This is a genomic window from Pedobacter sp. GQ55 (genome assembly GCF_059758925.1).
Map to the genome: position 1 here is coordinate 875474 of NZ_JCAXEI010000001.1, position 17849 is coordinate 893322.

The following is a 17849-nucleotide window of genomic DNA, read 5'->3' on the forward strand; positions in this document are numbered from 1 at the left end:
AGCTTTTTTTAAATTAGACCTAACAAAAGATGCAGAGCTTTAGAACAGAGTTAGAAAATCCTATTGTCGAAAAAGATATAATCGATCTTGAGAAGAAGATCAGGGAATTCCGTGAGGGTAAAATTCATGATGAGAAATTTAGAAGCCTGCGTCTGGCGCGTGGTGTTTATGGCCAAAGACAGCCCGGCGTTCAGATGGTACGTATTAAACTGCCATTTGGTAAAGTAACTTTCAATCAGCTTTTACGTATTGCAGATGTATCTGATGAATATGCAAGCGGGAACTTACACCTGACGACCCGCCAGGATATTCAAATTCACTATGTAAGTTTAGACAGGACTCCTCAGCTTTGGGAAGAACTTCAACGTGATGATGTTACCATTCGCGAAGCCTGTGGAAACACTGTTCGTAATGTAACCTCTTCTCCGGATTCAGGTATAAATCCAAACGAACCATTTGATGTATCGCCTTATGCGCATGCATTCTTTAAATATTTTTTGCGTAACCCTATTTGCCAGGAGATGGGCAGAAAGATTAAATTCTCTTTCTCTTCTGATGAAACAGATACGGCATTTAGTTACATCCACGACCTTGGTTTTATTCCAAAAATTAATGAACAAGGCGAGCGTGGTTTTAAAGTTGTTTTAGGTGGTGGTTTAGGGGCTCAGCCATTTTTAGCTGAACCTGTTCACGATTTTCTGCACGAAGACCAGATCATTCCTTATGCTGAAGCAATGCTAAGGGTGTTTGATCGTTACGGGGAAAGAACCAACAGAAATAAAGCGCGTTTAAAATACCTGGTTCAGAAACTTGGCTTAGAAGAAGTTGTAAGGCTTATTGAACAAGAGCGTGTTGCCAATAAATCAAAATCTTTTAAAATAGACCGTGATGCTGTACCTAATCCTCAGGTACCTGAATTATTGGATTATCCTGCTTTGGACGATGTGGTGAATTCATTGGATTATAAACACTGGCGCGCTACTAATGCTTTTGCTCAAAAACAAGAGGGTTTTTATGGTGTGTACCTCAAAGTAACTAAAGGCGATATCCCAACTGATCTTGCCCGCAAGTTGGTTGATGCAATTAGTCCTTTTGCTGCAGACGAGATTCGTGTTACCCAGAATCAGGGGTTATTATTGAAATATGTTAGAGAAGGTGCTTTGCCTTCATTATATGTTGAACTTAAAGCTTTAGGTTTTGCGAAACCTGGGTTTGATAGTGTTGGCGACGTAACTACCTGCCCTGGTACCGATACTTGTAATCTTGGTATATCAAACAGTATGTCGCTTTCGGTTGCTTTGGAAGACGTGATTTATGAGGAATATCCGGAATTGATTTACGACAAGGACCTTAAAATAAAGATCAGCGGATGTATGAACTCTTGCGGACAGCATGGTTTGGCTCACATTGGTTTTCACGGCAGTTCGGTAAAGGCTAATGGTAAAGTTGTACCTGCAGTACAGGTGATGCTTGGCGGCGGTACAGTTGGTAACGGCGAAGGCCGGGTAGCTGAACGTGTAATTAAAGCGCCGTCTAAACGTGCTACCGATGTTTTAAGAACCTTGTTAAACGACTTTGGTGCTAAAGCTGAAAAAGAAGAAGGCTTTAACAAGTATTATGACAGAAATGGGAAGGACTATTTTTATCAATTGTTGAAACCGCTTGCTGATCTTACCAATCTTAAAGACGAAGAGTATGTAGATTGGGGTCATGAAGAAACTTTTGAAACTGCGATTGGTGTGGGTGAATGTGCAGGTGTGGTAATAGATCTTGTGGCTACTTTGTTGCTGGAATCTGAAGAGAAATTAGGTTGGGCGAAGGCTTCGTATGAAGCTGGGGCATGGTCTGATGCCATTTATCATACTTATGCAGTATTTGTCGGTTCGGCCAAAGCTTTATTGCTTGATAAAGGTGTGAACAGCAGCACTCAGATTGGTGTGATCAGAGAGTTCGATAAGAACTACGTTGAAACCGGAGAAGTTGTACTTGAGGGTTCATTTAATGACCTGGTACTTCAAATTAACAAAAACGAGCCTACAGAAGCGTTTGCAACAGCTTACTTAGCTGATGTTGAGCGTTTTTATAACTCAATTAAAGGAACAAGAGGGGAGTAACCTAATGATCACTCACAAAAATATATATAACAGAGAGCCAAGGATCACGCTTGTGGGCGCTGGTCCTGGTGATCCGGAACTGATCACACTGAAAGGTGCTAATGCACTTAAAACTGCTGATGTGGTTTTGTATGATGCCTTGGTTAATGAAGGAGTTTTAGATTATGCCAACCCTGATGCCATTAAGGTGTATGTTGGTAAAAGATCTGGTGAACATTCGTATGGTCAGGATGCAATAAATAAGCTGATGATCGATTATGCCCTGAATTACGGCCATGTGGTTCGTTTAAAGGGTGGCGATCCGTTTGTGTTTGGCAGGGGATACGAGGAATTGGACTTTGCTGTGGGTTACAGTGTGCCGGTAACGGTTGTACCTGGTTTGTCCAGCGCTATATCTGTACCTGGTTTGCAGCAAATCCCGGTTACCCATCGCGGACTTAGCGAGAGCTTCTGGGTGGTAACTGGTACTACCGCTTCCGGAAAAATATCTAATGATCTTTATGAGGCTGCCCGGTCAAAAGCTACCGTAGTGGTATTGATGGGATTGGGTAAGCTTAAAGAGATTGTGAAGCTGTTTCAGAACGAGGGTAAGAATTTATTGCCTGTTGCTGCAATTCAAAGCGGATCAACAGAGAATGAGAAACTAGCAGTGGGTACAGTAGATACGATTGTGGAACTGGTAGACGAAAAAGGTATTGAAGCACCGGCATTATTGATCTTTGGTCAGGTGGTTTCCTTACATCCTTCTTTTCAGCCAATCAGGAATTTTTACCAAGCTTTAAAAGAAGAATTGTAGTTTTTATGGAAGGCAATCAGTTATTTCCTGTCTTCATAAAATTGAATACCATACATACCGTACTTGTCGGCGCTGGCCCGGTTGGTTTGGAAAAGTTAACAGCCATATTGGGCAATAGTCCTGATGCCAGGATTACCGTTATAGGGCTGGAGATTTTACCTGAACTGCAGGAGCTTGCTGATAAACATGAGGATGTAACAGTACTTCAAAAAGAGTTTGTTGCCGCCGATCTAGATGGTGCAGATCTGGTTGTGGCAGCTACAAATAATGAATTGCTGAATCAGGAGATCAGGATACAGGCCGACCAGCGCAATTTGCTGGTTAACTTTGCTGATAAACCTGACCTGTGTAACTTTTACCTGGGTTCTATTGTTAAAAAGGGCGACCTTAAAATAGCAATATCAACCAACGGTAAATCGCCAACCATTGCAAAACGGTTGAAAGAAGTGTTAAATGATAGTTTGCCTGACGAGTTGAATGATACTTTGCAGCAAATGGAGGCACTTAGAAATACACTTAATGGTGATTTTGCTTCGAAGGTTAAAAAATTGAATGAAGTAACATCATTATTGGTTACTGAAAAATCGTCTTTAACTAAAGATGAAGAATCTTCTTTAGTTAAAGATAAGGAAGAGAAAAGCAAAAGAGGTAAGATGAAGTGGCTGATATGGCTGGCAATCGTATTTTCTTTTGTAATTGTTGTTACTGCATTTTGGCATAAAGAACCGGAATTTCAGGCTTATATTGAAAATCTGAACCCGATGTTCTACTGGTTCTTGCTGGGAGGTTTTGTTTTTGCGATGATTGATGGTGCGATTGGAATGTCGTACGGTGTTACTACCACCTCATTCTCTTTGGCAATGGGTGTTCCGCCGGCTTCGGCCAGTATGGGTGTCCATCTTTCTGAGATTTTGAGTAACGGTATAGCTGGCTGGATGCACTATCGCTTTGGTAATGTAAATTGGAAACTGTTCAGGTTATTGCTTATCCCCGGAATTGTGGGTGCGGTAACGGGAGCATACTTATTATCATCATTGGAGCATTATAGCAATTATACCAAGCCGGTTGTTTCTTTATATACTTTAATACTGGGGTTTGTAATCCTTTCTAAAGCGTATAAAGCAAATGCCAAAACAACAGGCCCAAAGAAAAAGATAAAGAAGGTTTCTTTGCTGGGTTTGTTTGGTGGTTTTATTGATGCTGTTGGTGGCGGAGGCTGGGGTTCTATTGTTTTGTCGAGCTTAATAGCCGGCGGAAGAAATGCCCGGTTTTCATTAGGAACAGTAAAGATAACGCGCTTTTTTATTGCGTTGATGAGCTCGCTAACCTTTATAACCATGTTAAATGGGGCACATTGGGAAGCGGTAGGAGGTTTGGTTATCGGTAGTGCACTTGCATCGCCAATTGCGGCAAGGGTATCTAACAAGATTTCTGCTAAAACCATTATGGTTTCGGTAGGTATTCTTGTCATTCTGGTAAGTTTAAGAAGCATCATCAACTTTATCCTCAAATTAGTTTAGTCATGAAGGAAAAATTAGAAGAAATAGCAGAAAAAATAAAAGGACTTGATCCGGTTGATGCACTTAAATTCTTTGCAAGTGAGTATCCCGGTAAGATTGTTTTTTCTACCAGCTTTGGCTGGGAAGATCAGGTAATTACGCACATGATCTTTGCAAATGATATTCCTATTGAGGTTTTTACATTGGAAACCGGAAGGTTGTTTCCTGAAACCTATTATGTGTGGAATCGTACTTTAGAAATTTATAAGAAGCCAATATTGGCTTATTTCCCCCAGGCAGAAGCTGTACAGGAAATGGTGAATAAAAAAGGTCCGAGCAGTTTTTATGAATCAGTAGAGAATAGAAAAGAATGCTGCGGAATTCGTAAACTGGAGCCTTTAAGGCGTGCTTTAAACGGTAATCAGTTATGGGTAACCGGTATCAGATCTGAGCAATCTGTAAACAGGCACGATATGACCAACCTGGAGTGGGACGAGCAAAATCAGTTGATCAAGTTTCACCCGATCTTTTTCTGGTCGCTTGATGAGGTGAAGGAATACATCAAAAAGAATAATATTGTTTACAACACGTTACACGATAAGGGTTTCCCTAGTATAGGATGTGCTCCTTGTACAAGAGCAGTAAGAGAAGGCGAGGATTTTAGAGCCGGCCGCTGGTGGTGGGAAGATCAATCAAAAAAAGAGTGTGGTTTACATGCCACTTCGTAATTGCAACAAAGAAAATGAGTAAGTATAATTTAGATTATTTAGACGAATTAGAGGCCGAGGCAATTCACATTTTACGTGAAGTTGCAGGGCAATTTGAAAAACCTGCCTTGTTGTTTTCGGGAGGTAAGGATTCAATTACGTTGGTACGTTTAGCTGAAAAGGCTTTCAGACCAGGTAAATTTCCTTTCCCTTTGGTGCATATTGACACCGGACACAACTTTGAGGAAACCATTACCTACAGGGATAAAATGATTGAACGCATTGGCGAAAAGCTGATTGTTGGTTCGGTGCAGGATTCTATAGATCAGGGTAAAGTGGTAGAGCAAAAAGGTAAAAATGCAAGCAGGAATTCTCTGCAAACGGTTACACTTTTGGATACTATTGCTGCACACGGTTTTGATGCTTGTATTGGTGGGGCCCGAAGAGATGAGGAAAAAGCCCGCGCTAAAGAACGGATCTTCTCGGTAAGGGATGAGTTTGGGCAATGGGATCCGAAACGTCAGCGTCCGGAGCTGTGGAACATCTATAATGGAAAGATCCACAAAGGGGAGAACGTTCGTGTTTTTCCTATCAGCAACTGGACTGAGCTTGATGTTTGGAATTACATTCGTCGTGAGAACATTGAACTGCCTTCTATTTATTTTGCTCATGAAAGGGATGTAATTACCCGTAATGGTCAGCTAATGGCTGCTTCTCCGTTCCTAAATATGGATGAAGAGGACATCGTTGAGCACAAGAAAGTACGTTTCCGTACGGTCGGTGATATGAGCTGTACTGCTGCGGTTGAATCTGACGCAGATCAACTGGAAGATATCATTGCTGAAATCAGCGCATCAAAGATTAGTGAACGCGGAGCCCGCATGGACGATAAGGTATCGGAAGCTGCAATGGAAGACCGCAAAAAAGGAGGATACTTTTAATGAATTTACTTAAATTTTTTACAGCCGGTAGTGTTGATGATGGTAAAAGCACACTTATTGGAAGGCTGTTATATGATACAGATTCCATTTTGGCTGATCAGTTAGAGGCGCTACAGCAGTCTAACCGTAAAAACGATGATGGATCAATTGACCTTGCTATTTTAACCGACGGCCTAAGGGCTGAAAGAGAGCAGGGAATTACCATTGATGTGGCTTATAAATATTTTCAGACTGAGAAACGTAAGTTTATCATAGCTGATACCCCGGGTCATATTCAGTATACCCGTAACATGATTACCGGTGCATCTACCGCCAAACTTGCCATCATTTTGATCGATGCACGTAATGGTGTGATCGAGCAAACCATCAGACATTCTTACCTGGTTTCTTTATTGGGTATTGAGCATGTTGTGGTATGCTTAAACAAAATGGATATGGTTGATTTTAGTGAGGACGTATTTAACACGATTACGGGCAGGTACAAAACACTTGCTGCTGATTTAAGCCTAAAGGATGTTACTTTTATTCCTATTAGCGCTTTAAAAGGTGATAATGTAGTTAATGAATCGGAACACATGCCTTGGTATAAAGGCCAAAGTCTGCTTCATTTCCTGGAGAATGTTGATGTAGAGACAGGACCTGATTATAACCTTGCCCGTATGCCTGTGCAATGGGTGGTTAGGCCTCAGACTGATGAGCTTCATGATTACAGGGGTTATGCTGGTCGTGTGCTTAGTGGTTCATTTAATGTAAATGATAAAGTAACAGTATTGCCTTCTGGTACCAGTTCAGTTATTGAACGTATAGAGATATTTGATCAAACTCCTTCTGAGGTACATGCGGGTCAGTCGGTAACACTTCATCTAAAGGATAATATAGATATTAGTCGTGGTGATGTATTGGTAAACTCTGATCACTTACCTCAAAACGCTCAGCTGATCGAAGCTGATGTATGCTGGATGGATAAACGTCCTCTTGACGAGAGCATTACTTATTTATTGCAGCACAATAGTAAAGTTACCAAGTGTAAAGTTCGCGAGATCATACACAAAGTTGATATCAATACTCTTGAAAAACAGGAAGCTTACGACTTTAAATTAAACGATATCGGCCGTATTGTAATCAAAACTGCTGATGTCCTTGCGTTTGACTTTTACACGGATAATAAAGCTAATGGCGCTGCCATTTTAATTGACAGCAGAACTAATTTAACTGTTGCTGCTTTGATGTTCAGAGCAATTGCAGATTAGTTTTCTCAATTGCTTTTGAAAAAAATCAATACATTACTCAGCGTCTGGAATCTTTTGCCCTTTTTCAGGGCAAAAGGTTCCAGGTCTGTTCGCGGTACAATTGATTTTTTACTAGACGCTCAACCTAACAAATGTTTTCTCGCTTTTTCTCATTCCTTTACCAGCCCCCTTACCCTTCCCCTTCTCTCCTCCATCCCTTTACCTCACCCCTCTATTAGTTCAATAAAAATAAAGTTGCTTAGCTTTTGCGCTTAGAAAAAAATGGATATGCGATGAACAGACCTGGGAATTATTTACGCTTCTTCAGCGTAGCAGGTTCCAGACGCTGAATAGTAGGCCGTTTTTTTAAAAACTAACTAACGTCATTTTTATTAAATTTTTTTCCTTTAATTATTTGCTTTCCCTATTGTAATCGCTAATTTGAGAGTGATTTTTAAAACCTCAGATTATGGAAATTATACACCTTAGTGCCGAATGCTATCCTATTGCGAAAGTAGGTGGTTTGGGGGATGTTGTTGGTGCTTTGCCTAAGTATCAAAATAAACTTGGACATGTAGCTAAGGTTGTTATGCCTGCCTATCAGACCAAATTTATGCAAGAGAATGAGTTTGAGGTGGTGTATGATGGCTGGAGTAAATTGGGCTTCCATAACTTTCCTGTAAGAATCTTCAGAGAGAAGACCAATAAGCTTGGTTTTGATCTTTACCTGGTACACATTTCCGGTCTTATGGACCGGGAAAAGGTGTACGGTTATGACGATGATACAGAACGCTTTTTAGCTTACCAGATATCCGTTTTAGATTGGATCTCACAATGGGAGCACCGCCCCGATGTTATTCATTGCCACGATCACCATACGGGACTGGTTCCTTTTATGATGTCATACTGCCACCAGTTTAGAAATATTAGTAACGTACCTACTATATTAACCATTCATAATGCCCAATACCAGGGGCAGTTTGGCTGGGATAAACTTCATTACATTCCACCTTTCGACTTATGGAAATCAGGCCAGCTTGATTGGAGAGGCTCTATTAACCCGCTGGCATCAGCAATTAAATGTTCGTGGAGGGTAACTACCGTATCTCCAAGTTACCTTGATGAAATAAGCTTTAGGGCAAACGGACTGGAAGATTTGCTGGCACAGGAGCGTGGGAAATCTGTAGGGATCTTAAATGGGATTGACAATGATGTTTGGAATCCTTCGGCAGATGCCATGCTCGAAAAGCAATTTTCCGTTAAAACAGTTGAAGCTGGTAAAAAGGCAAACAAAGCGGCGCTTTGCAGTGTTTTTAACCTGGATCCGGAAAAACCTTTGTACACCTTTATTGGCAGATTGGTTGGAGAAAAAGGAGCAGATCTGTTACCAGATATATTTTACAATGCTTTGCATCAGGCAAATGGCGATATAAATGTATTGGTGCTAGGCTCCGGTGATCCGCAGGTTGAAGGAAGACTAAACCATTTAAAAGATGTTTTTCCGGGAAATTACAATGCTTATATAGGGTATAATGAACAACTTTCTCATCAAATATATGCGGGAGCAGACTTTTTGCTTATGCCAAGTAGGGTAGAGCCTTGTGGTTTAAATCAGATGTATGCTTTAAGATATGGTACAATACCTATTGTAAGGCGCATTGGAGGGCTTAAAGATACGGTAATTGATATTGGTGATGCCGGTTTTGGGATATGCCACGACCAAACCAGTGTATGGGACGTGAACCATGCAATGGGGCGTGCCTATGAATTATACTTGGATAACAAAAAAGTGAAAGAAATTCGTAAGTTTATGATGCAGCTCGATCATTCCTGGGATAATGCGGCACAACAGTATATTGATCTTTACCAAATTTAAATATGAATGAACATGACTGACAAAGTATTGGGTGTAATTCTTGGCGGCGGCCAGGGCTCTAGGTTAGCCCCTCTTACACAAACTCGCTCTAAACCTGCTGTGCCTATTGCAGGGAAATACAGATTGGTTGATATCCCAATCTCCAATTGCTTAAATTCCGGTATACACCGCATGTTTGTTTTAACGCAGTTTAATTCTGCATCTTTAAATAAGCACATTAAAAATACTTACCACTTTAGCCACTTTAGTCTGGCCTTTGTTGATATTCTGGCAGCTGAGCAAACGCCCGAGAATCCGACATGGTTTCAGGGAACTGCTGATGCGGTAAGACAAACCATGCATCACTTATTGAACCACGACTTTGAATATGTGCTTATCTTATCAGGAGATCAGTTGTATCAGATGGACTTTAAAGAGATGGTACAGGCACACATCGATAGTGGGGTACAGGTTACGCTCGCAACCATACCTGTAAATGCTAAAGACGCCCCTGATTTCGGGATTCTTAAGGCAAATGAACAGAATATCATCACTTCATTTATTGAAAAACCTAAAACTAATCTCGGAGACTGGGTTTCAGATACTGGTCCGGAGATGCATGCCGAGGGCCGAGATTATCTGGCTTCTATGGGTATTTATATTTTTAATAAGGATCTTTTAATCAAGATTTTTGCAGAAAATGAAGATGAGAAAGATTTCGGAAAAGAGATTATTCCAAGAATGCTTACTGAATATGATGTGTTAAGTTATCAATATGATGGCTACTGGACTGATATAGGTAATATATCTTCGTTTTTTGAAGCTAATCTTGGCTTAACTGATGATATTCCTAAATTCAATTTGTTTGATAGCAGTCATAGTATTTTTACACGTGCCCGCATGTTGCCGCCATCAAAGATTTTAGGTACAACTTTAGATAAAACCATTATTGCTGAAGGCTGTATTTTACAGGCTAAATGCATAAAACATGCTGTTATTGGTATCCGCGCAAGAATTGGGGTGGGTACTCATATAGAAAGCTGTTACATAATGGGTAGCGATAAATACCAGACCCTGATAGAAATAGAGAAGGAAAAAGGGACTAAGCCACTGATAGGTATTGGCGATAACTGTAAAATTGTAAACGCGATAATTGACAAAAACAGCAGGATAGGCGACAATGTGACGATTATTGGGGGGGCACATTTACCTGATGGCGATCATGAACTTTATACCGTTAAGGATGGTATTATAGTAGTGAAAAAAGGCGCTATTATACCGGATGGAACCATAATTTAATTATTGATATTTAAACACCAGAGAAAAAGTAGTTTTTTCGAAAGGAACTGATGCTACTTCCAAACTTCCATGGTGCATTTTCATAATGTTTCGGGTAATGGTTAAGCCAATACCCGAACCATTTTTTCTGGTGGTAAAGAATGGCACAAAGATCTTTTCTAATAGCTCTGGTTCGATGCCTTTACCATTATCACTTACCTCAAAATATAATTTGTTCTGATCCAGCCTGTAGCTAATTTCAATAACAGGGTGTTCTGTTGTGCCCTCAAGTGCATAAATGCTATTGGTAACCAGGTTGATCAATGCTTGCTCTACCAGTTTTAAGTCTATGTTGATACTGATTTTTGAGGAGGTTTGCTCTACTTTTAGTATGATGTTTCTGCCGCTGGCAAAGGGCTGCATTAACACCTTAATGTGCTGCAAAATCTCACCAATGGTATGGTAATGTAAGTCTGGCGTTGGTAGCTCGGCTATTAAACGGTAATCTTTTACAAAGTCTAGCAAGCCTTCCGATCTTCTCCTTATGGTTTTTATTGCAGGTTTTAAATCTTCCAGTTGTTCGAAATTTAAGCTCTGCTTGTCGGCAATCATACCGTCTACCGTATTAGAAAGCGAGCTGATAGGGGTTATGGAATTCAGTATTTCATGTGAGATAACCCCAATGAGCCTGTTCCACGCTTCTGATTCTTTTTGCTCAATTTCGTCCTTAATGTTTTGGAAGGATATGATGGTATAGTCTGTATTATAAAGGTTTAATGGAATTACTTCTGTAGATAGCTGGATTAGTTTTTCCTGTATTTTAAGTTCCATAAACCGTTTACCTCCTTTGCCAATAGATTCTATCTCGGTAGCAAATTGAGGGATATGTTGTCTTAGCCTATGCCAGTATTTATATGCAGGTACATTTAACAATTGGGCAGCAGCCTGATTAAAGAATACAATTTCCTCATGTTTGGTGTCCTCTCTTTCATCTTTTATCACAATCACACCTACGGGAACCTGTTCCAGGATAGTTTTTATGAGCTGAAACATGGAATCTTTTTCTAGCTGTATATCCTTTTGAACCTGTATGATATCGTTAAATGATTCATATAATTCGGGGAAACTACCTCTGGTTGCTTTGTTTTTGAAGTTTAAGGTATTGTCGCGCGTTTTTACTGCCAGAATAAACCTGTTGATGTCGTCCCTGATCTGGTTAATGTAATAGTACAGGCTTAGCATTGTGCCAATCAGAATAATGCTTAAACCTATTATGGTAAACCATAGCTCCGTTTTTTTGATGAGAAAAAATAACAGAACGGCCAGTGCATTGATGACCAGCAGGCGACTTATTAAACGGAAGGTAAAACGCTTGTAAAACATTATAAATCGAATTTTTCTATACGTCTGTAAAGTGCTGCACGTGTTAACCCAAGATCTGCTGCGGCTCTTGATATGTTTCCTTTGTGTTTATCTATTGCTTTTTGCACCATTAGTTTTTCCATTTCTTCCAATCCCATGTCCGATTGGATGGGCGTATTGCTGCCAAATTTCTGTGGACTAAGCTGCAGGTCGTTTACCCCGATTTTAAGACTGTCCGACATGATTACAGCTCGCTCCACTACGTGCTGTAACTCACGGACATTACCCGGCCAGTGGTAATTTAGCAACATGGCCTCAGCCTTGGCCTCAAAATCCAGAATGCTTTTATGGTATTTGGTACTAAAAGTATTTAGAAAATGGCCTGCTAGCAGCAGAATATCATCTCCGCGTTGTGCTAATCCTGGTAAAAGCAGTTCAACTGTATTTATCCTGAAAAGTAAATCCTGACGGAATGTACCTTTCGAGACCATTTCATTAAGTGGCATATTGGTTGCCGTGATCAGGCGCACATTGATTTTACGCTCCTTACTTTCTCCCAAACGGTTAACCGTACGGTTCTGAATTACACTTAGCAGTTTTGCCTGTAATGGCAGGGATAGGTTACCGATCTCATCCAGAAATATTGTTCCACCCTCAGCCATTTCAAATCTTCCTGGCTTGTCATCTTTTGCATCAGTAAAGGCGCCTTTGGCATAGCCAAATAATTCACTTTCGAACAGGTTTTCATTTAAAGAACCAAGATCTACATGCATAAATATCTGGTTCTTTCTGTGCGAGAGTTTATGTAATTCATAAGCAAACACTTGCTTGCCTGTACCATTCTCGCCCAGTATCAATACATTGGCATCTGTCGGTGCTACTTTTACAAGCGTGTTTTGTAAATGCTTTATAGGTTCTGAGTTTCCTACAATATTTTCAAACTGCCTGTTGATGTCTTTTTGCAAAGAAGAATGAATCCGCTCCAGTTTCTTAACTTTTTTGTTAGACTGCCTTAATCTTGAAGCGGCAGACAGTGTGGCAAACAATTTTTCATTTTCCCATGGCTTTAATATGAAGTCTGTGGCACCTTTTTTAATGGCTTGTACAGCAAGTTCAACATTGCCATAGGCTGTCATTAATATTACGACATAGTCTTTATCTATGGAAAGAATATGCTCCAGCCAGTAAATCCCTTCTCGTCCATCACTTGCTCCCTTTTGATAGTTCATATCTAGCAGAATGATATCTACCTCATTACGGCTTAGTAATACATTAATTTCTTTTGGTGATTTACAGGTGATTACCTGACTAAAATGCTGCTTTAAAAATAATCTTGCACTTAAAAGGATATCATCATCATCATCAATGACTAAAACGGTTGCATCTATCATTGTAATAAAAGTTTGTTAACCAAAAATAGTAAAAGTGTTCGATGATGTACATCGAGTGTCCGATTTTGAACATGTTTTGTTTTGTGTTATATTTAATTGATTGATTTACAGTAATGTAAAAGTTATTTGAGCAGTTGGCATATACTTGGCTTAGCGGTAAGTGTTAAGCGTAGAAAATAAAATGGATAAGAAAATAGAGAAAAAAAGATTCAACAAGAAAACAATCCTTATGCTGGTAGGAGGAGTGATCTTTGTGGGTCTTGTTGCATATGGTTACAGTTTGTCTTTAAACAAAGTTTACAATGCCGATCCCGATAAAATCACCATCAATAAAGTACTCTATGGAGATTTCGAAGATGTAGTTTTATTAAATACCAGTGTTGTTCCCTTAACTTCAGTAATTGTTAGTTCTCCTGAAGGTGGTACCGTTGCAGAGATCTTTACTGAAAATGGAGCCAGTGTAGTAAAAGGAACGCCTCTTTTAAGAATAACAAATCCTAATGCTTTATCTAATTACACTTCCAGTGAAACCAGCATAATTGAACAAATCAATCAGCTCCGCAAGCTTAGGTTAGATCTTGAACAAAACCAAAGGGTGATGAGCCAGGATATGATGGACATTGAGAATAGTTTAAGAACGGCAACACGTAAGTATAAAATAGACAGCGTATTGTTTTCAAAAAAGGTAATCACCTTGCAGGAGTTTAATATATCAAGCCAGGATTACGAGTATTATCAAGGTCGTAAAAAAATCCTGAAAGAGGCTGTAAAACAAGAGAACCAGAGTCGTACGATGCAATTGCAACAAATAGATTTCTCCATAAGCAGAATGAACGAAAGTTTAGAAACCATTAGGCAGAACATTGAGAATATGACCATTAAAGCTCCCGTTGCAGGTCGCTTATCATCATATGATCCGGTAACAGGTAAATCCTATAATGCTAATGAAATGCTTGGTAAAATTGATGTGTTACAGGGTTATAAATTACAGGCCGGTGTTGATGAATATTACATCAACAGGGTAAAAGAAGGGCAATCTGCAAACTGCGAATTTAACGGTAAAACGTATCGCTTAACGGTTAAAAAGGTAATCCCTGAGGTAACTGCCGGTCAGTTCCAGATAGAATTAACATTTGATGGTGCATCGCCGGATGGCTTAAGAAGAGGTTTGTCGTTGCAGGTAAAACTAACCTTGTCTGACAATAGCAAATCCTTACTTCTTGCACAGGGACAGTTTTTTCAAAGCACTGGCGGCTCATGGGCATTTGTAATTAAAGACGGGAAAGCAACAAAAAGAAATATAAAGATTGGACGTAAAAATCATCTGTATTATGAAGTACTGGAAGGTTTGCAAAAGAATGAGGAAGTAATTACTTCATCTTATGATCAGTTCAATCAGTATGATATAATTGAAGTTAGTAAATAGAAATTAGTTTAGTTTTAGTTAGTTAGATAGGAAAGGCTTTCTCTGATCTGTGCGAGGAGCAGAGAAGCTTTCCTGTTACTAAAATGAAAAAATAGCATAGATAAAATAGATTAACACCATAAAAATATAACCATGATAAAAATTGAGAATCTGGAAAAAGTTTACAAAACTGAAGAAATAGAAACAACTGCCTTAAATGGTATTAATCTTCATGTAAAAGAAGGAGAGTTTGTTTCTATAATGGGGCCTTCCGGTTGCGGCAAGTCTACCTTATTAAATGTAATGGGCTTGCTGGATAAACCCGAAAGTGGTAGTTATAAATTTATCGATACTGAGCTTTTGAAACTGAACGAAAGAGAACGTTCTAACTTCAGAAAACGTAATATGGGATTCGTATTCCAGAACTTTAACCTGATTGATGAACTGACAGTTTTTGAAAACATTGAACTGCCGCTGATCTATAATAAAGTTGCTGCAGGCGAACGCAAGCGCCTTGTAAATGAGATCATAGAAAGGATGAACATCGTAAACCGAAGCGGACACTTCCCACAACAACTCTCTGGAGGACAGCAACAGCGTGTTGCTGTTGCCAGAGCTTTGGTAACCAAACCTAAATTGGTACTTGCCGATGAGCCTACTGGTAATTTGGATAGCTCCCATGGTAATGAAGTAATGGAGTTATTGTGTGAGCTGAACGAAACAGGAACGACCATTGTAATGGTAACGCACTCTTCACACGATGCCAGTTTCTCTAACAGAATTATCAACTTAAAGGATGGACATGTTATTTCTGAAAAAATAAATAAAGGGCGTACAGAGGAATTGATCTAATTACCTTAACAACTAGGCTACTATGTTTAAACTGAATCTTAAAATAGCACTGCGGAACCTCTGGAAAAACAAGGGATATACTTTTATAAACGTGCTTGGTCTTTCAATTGGGATGGCCAGCTGTATCCTTATTTTTATGTTTATCCGTTTCCAGCTGAGTTTTGATGAGGGGTATAAAAATGAAGAAAGGATTTTTAGAGTAGTAACCAACTGGAAGTATAATGCCTTTGATGATTATTCTGCGGGAGTTCCTGTTCCTTTTGCTGAAGCTGCAAGAAATGAAATTGCAGGGTTTGAAAAAGTTGGTTCGATCGTAAAGCGTGGTGGTATTCTGCATGTGAAAGACCAGACAGGAAAAGAGGTCATTAAAACACAGGAAGCGGTATATTATGCGGACCCTGATTTTTTTGAAGTTTTTAATGATATCAGATGGCATTATGGCAATCCTCAACAAGCACTATCTAAGCCTAATACCGTTGTTTTATCCGAAGCATTTGCAAATAAGTTTTTCGGGACAGTAGAACATGCTATTGGCAAAACCATCACCATAGGTCCCAAAACAAACCTTGAGGTAACAGGGGTAATACAGGACATGCCTCAAAACAGCAGTTTTCCGCTTGGGATCGTTATTAGCTATCAAACATATTATGGCCGGAATATCACGAACTGGGATTCTGTTAATTCGAGTTCATCAAGTTATGTTCTTTTAAAGGATGGAGTAAGCCTTGCAGATATGCAGGTATCTTTGGATAAGTTTAATAAAAAGTACTATCCGATTCAAAAAATTGCTGGTAATCAAAACAATCAACTTCAGGCATTAAGAGATATTCATTTTAGTACACAATACGATAATTTCCTTGAATCGACAATTGGTAAAAGTGAAATTTATGGTTTAGCAATAATTGGCCTGTTCCTTATTCTAACAGCATGCATCAATTTTATAAATTTAAGCACTGCTCAATCGGTAAATCGCTCAAAAGAAATTGGTGTTCGCAAGGTTATGGGTAGTAAGCGGAAACAACTTATCGCACAGTTTTTAACCGAAACTTTTGCTCAAAGCTTAATCGCACTGTTAATCGCCTGTGTTATTACCGAACTGGCAATACCGCCGATGCAAAATCTCTTTAAAGGCCAAATTGAATTTAGTCTTTTCAGTCACATCAGCATTTTAGTATTCATGGCGCTTCTGGTTGTTTTTGTGGGTTTTCTTGCTGGCTTTTATCCTGCACTTATTATCTCCAGATTAAACCCAGTTTTGGCTATAAAAAATAAAATTTCTTTAAATGGGGGCAGTTTAAGCCTTCGTAAAATTTTGGTTGTCGTTCAATTTTCAATAACTGTGGTTTTGATTATCGGAACATTGGTAATCATCAGGCAAATGGAATATGTGCAACAGAAATCGTTAGGCTTTGACCCGAATGCAGTTGCAATGGTTGGCATTTTGACCGATAGCACAAGCAAGACTAAGTATAATACGTTTAAAGAACAGATATTGCAGATTCCTGGGATTGAATCTCTTAGTTTTTGCCAATCAGCACCATTATCAAACGATGTAAATTCGACTGATTTCACCTATAACGGAATAAAAAATAAAGATTTTGAATTAAGAACTGTAAGAGCAGATGAAAATTATTTCAAGCTTTTTGACCTTAAATTAATTGCAGGTAAGATTTTTCTAAAAAGCGATACGGCTAATGGATGTGTGGTGAATGAAACGTTTCTGAAAAAAATTAATGTCACAAATCCTCAGGACGTGATAGGTAAAGTGATAGATGCAAGCGGCAACATCCTACCAATTACCGGCGTAATTAAAGATTTTAATGATAAATCATTAAAAGAGAGTATTTCAGGAATTGCAATTTTTCCTGGGAAACGAGAATATTGGAATGTCGCTATTAAAATAGATGCTAAACAAATTATGCCTGCAATGAAACAGGTTGAACGAATTTGGAACAGCACTTTTCCAAACGGTATTTATCAGGCAAATTTTGTTAACGACAGAATAAACGGTTATTATGAGAGCGAACAAATAACCGGTGCATTGTTTAAAGTTTTTGCCGGCGTAATTATTTTCATCTCATTTATCGGTTTGTTCGGCTTAATTTCTTTTGTAGCTACCCAAAGGACTCGTGAAGTAGCAATCAGAAAAGTTCTAGGTGCTTCGACCGTAGAATTAGTGAAAATGTTGAACGGCTCTTTTTTGATAATGGTTTTCATTGCCAATTTAATTGCCTGGCCACTGGCTTATTTATTTGTCAATAAATGGCTGTCTGGTTTTGCCTACCGTATGGACTTAACGATATGGCCTTTTGTGCTGGCCATGAGTATTTCCATGCTGATTACTCTAATTACTGTGAGTTTAAGATCATATAAGGCCGCAGTGGCAAACACTATTGATGCACTTAAATACGAATAATCAG

Annotated in this window: 13 protein-coding genes; 11 read left to right on the forward strand and 2 right to left on the reverse strand. The window is 39.2% G+C overall.

Features of this window, described 5'->3' with window-relative positions; all coding sequences use genetic code 11:
• The first annotated feature begins 29 nt into the window (after window positions 1-29).
• The 8 genes from AC6CH7_RS03650 (at window position 30) to AC6CH7_RS03685 (ending at window position 10440) form a co-directional block, all read left to right on the forward strand.
• Window positions 30-2114, forward strand: a complete 2085-nt coding sequence (locus AC6CH7_RS03650) for a ferredoxin-like domain-containing protein (protein WP_498261390.1) — start codon at window positions 30-32, stop codon at window positions 2112-2114.
• A 4-nt stretch (window positions 2115-2118) separates the two neighbouring features.
• Window positions 2119-2910 (forward strand): uroporphyrinogen-III C-methyltransferase, encoded by a 792-nt coding sequence (gene cobA / locus AC6CH7_RS03655; protein ID WP_498261391.1) that lies wholly within the window; start codon window positions 2119-2121, stop codon window positions 2908-2910.
• Window positions 2911-2915: 5 nt separating this feature from the next.
• Complete coding sequence (locus tag AC6CH7_RS03660; RefSeq protein WP_498261392.1) at window positions 2916-4430, forward strand: TSUP family transporter; 1515 nt, start codon at window positions 2916-2918, stop codon at window positions 4428-4430.
• 2 nt (window positions 4431-4432) lie between these two features.
• Window positions 4433-5137 carry a phosphoadenylyl-sulfate reductase gene (locus AC6CH7_RS03665; RefSeq protein ID WP_048904365.1) on the forward strand — a complete coding sequence of 235 codons (705 nt, stop codon included), beginning with the start codon at window positions 4433-4435 and terminating at the stop codon, window positions 5135-5137.
• Window positions 5138-5151: 14 nt separating this feature from the next.
• Window positions 5152-6057, forward strand: coding sequence for a sulfate adenylyltransferase subunit CysD (cysD, locus tag AC6CH7_RS03670; protein ID WP_048904366.1), 906 nt, complete (start codon window positions 5152-5154; stop codon window positions 6055-6057).
• Entirely contained in the window at window positions 6057-7307 is a 1251-nt protein-coding gene (locus tag AC6CH7_RS03675) for a sulfate adenylyltransferase subunit 1 (protein WP_498261393.1), read from the forward strand. The genes cysD and AC6CH7_RS03675 overlap by 1 nt, the downstream gene beginning before the upstream one ends.
• Before the next feature lie 448 nt (window positions 7308-7755).
• Window positions 7756-9162: a glycogen synthase gene (locus AC6CH7_RS03680; protein ID WP_498261394.1), complete on the forward strand. Its 1407-nt coding sequence runs from the start codon at window positions 7756-7758 to the stop codon at window positions 9160-9162.
• 12 nt (window positions 9163-9174) lie between these two features.
• Window positions 9175-10440, forward strand: coding sequence for a glucose-1-phosphate adenylyltransferase (locus AC6CH7_RS03685; RefSeq protein ID WP_498261395.1), 1266 nt, complete (start codon window positions 9175-9177; stop codon window positions 10438-10440).
• Here the strand turns inward: AC6CH7_RS03685 and AC6CH7_RS03690 are convergent, their stop codons facing one another.
• Entirely contained in the window at window positions 10441-11802 is a 1362-nt protein-coding gene (locus AC6CH7_RS03690) for a sensor histidine kinase (RefSeq protein ID WP_498261396.1), read from the reverse strand.
• Window positions 11802-13172: a sigma-54-dependent transcriptional regulator gene (locus AC6CH7_RS03695; protein ID WP_498261397.1), complete on the reverse strand. Its 1371-nt coding sequence runs from the start codon at window positions 13170-13172 to the stop codon at window positions 11802-11804. Before AC6CH7_RS03695 ends, AC6CH7_RS03690 begins: the two co-directional genes overlap by 1 nt.
• A 181-nt stretch (window positions 13173-13353) precedes the next feature.
• On the opposite strand from AC6CH7_RS03695, the gene AC6CH7_RS03700 reads away from it, so the two are divergent.
• From AC6CH7_RS03700 to AC6CH7_RS03710, 3 genes are all read left to right on the forward strand, one after another.
• Complete coding sequence (locus AC6CH7_RS03700; protein ID WP_498261398.1) at window positions 13354-14598, forward strand: efflux RND transporter periplasmic adaptor subunit; 1245 nt, start codon at window positions 13354-13356, stop codon at window positions 14596-14598.
• A 132-nt stretch (window positions 14599-14730) separates the two neighbouring features.
• Window positions 14731-15429 carry an ABC transporter ATP-binding protein gene (locus AC6CH7_RS03705; RefSeq protein ID WP_498261399.1) on the forward strand — a complete coding sequence of 233 codons (699 nt, stop codon included), beginning with the start codon at window positions 14731-14733 and terminating at the stop codon, window positions 15427-15429.
• 22 nt (window positions 15430-15451) lie between these two features.
• Complete coding sequence (locus tag AC6CH7_RS03710; RefSeq protein ID WP_498261400.1) at window positions 15452-17845, forward strand: ABC transporter permease; 2394 nt, start codon at window positions 15452-15454, stop codon at window positions 17843-17845.
• Window positions 17846-17849: the final 4 nt, after the last annotated feature.

Bases quoted from the DNA above. Each gene is read 5' to 3' on its own strand.
- AC6CH7_RS03650 (WP_498261390.1), top strand. From the start codon at position 30: ATGCAGAGCTTTAGAACAGAGTTAGAAAATCCTATTGTCGAAAAAGAT.
- cobA (WP_498261391.1), top strand. From the start codon at position 2,119: ATGATCACTCACAAAAATATATATAACAGAGAGCCAAGGATCACGCTT.
- AC6CH7_RS03660 (WP_498261392.1), top strand. From the start codon at position 2,916: ATGGAAGGCAATCAGTTATTTCCTGTCTTCATAAAATTGAATACCATA.
- AC6CH7_RS03665 (WP_048904365.1), top strand. From the start codon at position 4,433: ATGAAGGAAAAATTAGAAGAAATAGCAGAAAAAATAAAAGGACTTGAT.
- cysD (WP_048904366.1), top strand. From the start codon at position 5,152: ATGAGTAAGTATAATTTAGATTATTTAGACGAATTAGAGGCCGAGGCA.
- AC6CH7_RS03675 (WP_498261393.1), top strand. From the start codon at position 6,057: ATGAATTTACTTAAATTTTTTACAGCCGGTAGTGTTGATGATGGTAAA.
- AC6CH7_RS03680 (WP_498261394.1), top strand. From the start codon at position 7,756: ATGGAAATTATACACCTTAGTGCCGAATGCTATCCTATTGCGAAAGTA.
- AC6CH7_RS03685 (WP_498261395.1), top strand. From the start codon at position 9,175: ATGACTGACAAAGTATTGGGTGTAATTCTTGGCGGCGGCCAGGGCTCT.
- AC6CH7_RS03690 (WP_498261396.1), bottom strand. From the start codon at position 11,802: ATGTTTTACAAGCGTTTTACCTTCCGTTTAATAAGTCGCCTGCTGGTC.
- AC6CH7_RS03695 (WP_498261397.1), bottom strand. From the start codon at position 13,172: ATGATAGATGCAACCGTTTTAGTCATTGATGATGATGATGATATCCTT.
- AC6CH7_RS03700 (WP_498261398.1), top strand. From the start codon at position 13,354: ATGGATAAGAAAATAGAGAAAAAAAGATTCAACAAGAAAACAATCCTT.
- AC6CH7_RS03705 (WP_498261399.1), top strand. From the start codon at position 14,731: ATGATAAAAATTGAGAATCTGGAAAAAGTTTACAAAACTGAAGAAATA.
- AC6CH7_RS03710 (WP_498261400.1), top strand. From the start codon at position 15,452: ATGTTTAAACTGAATCTTAAAATAGCACTGCGGAACCTCTGGAAAAAC.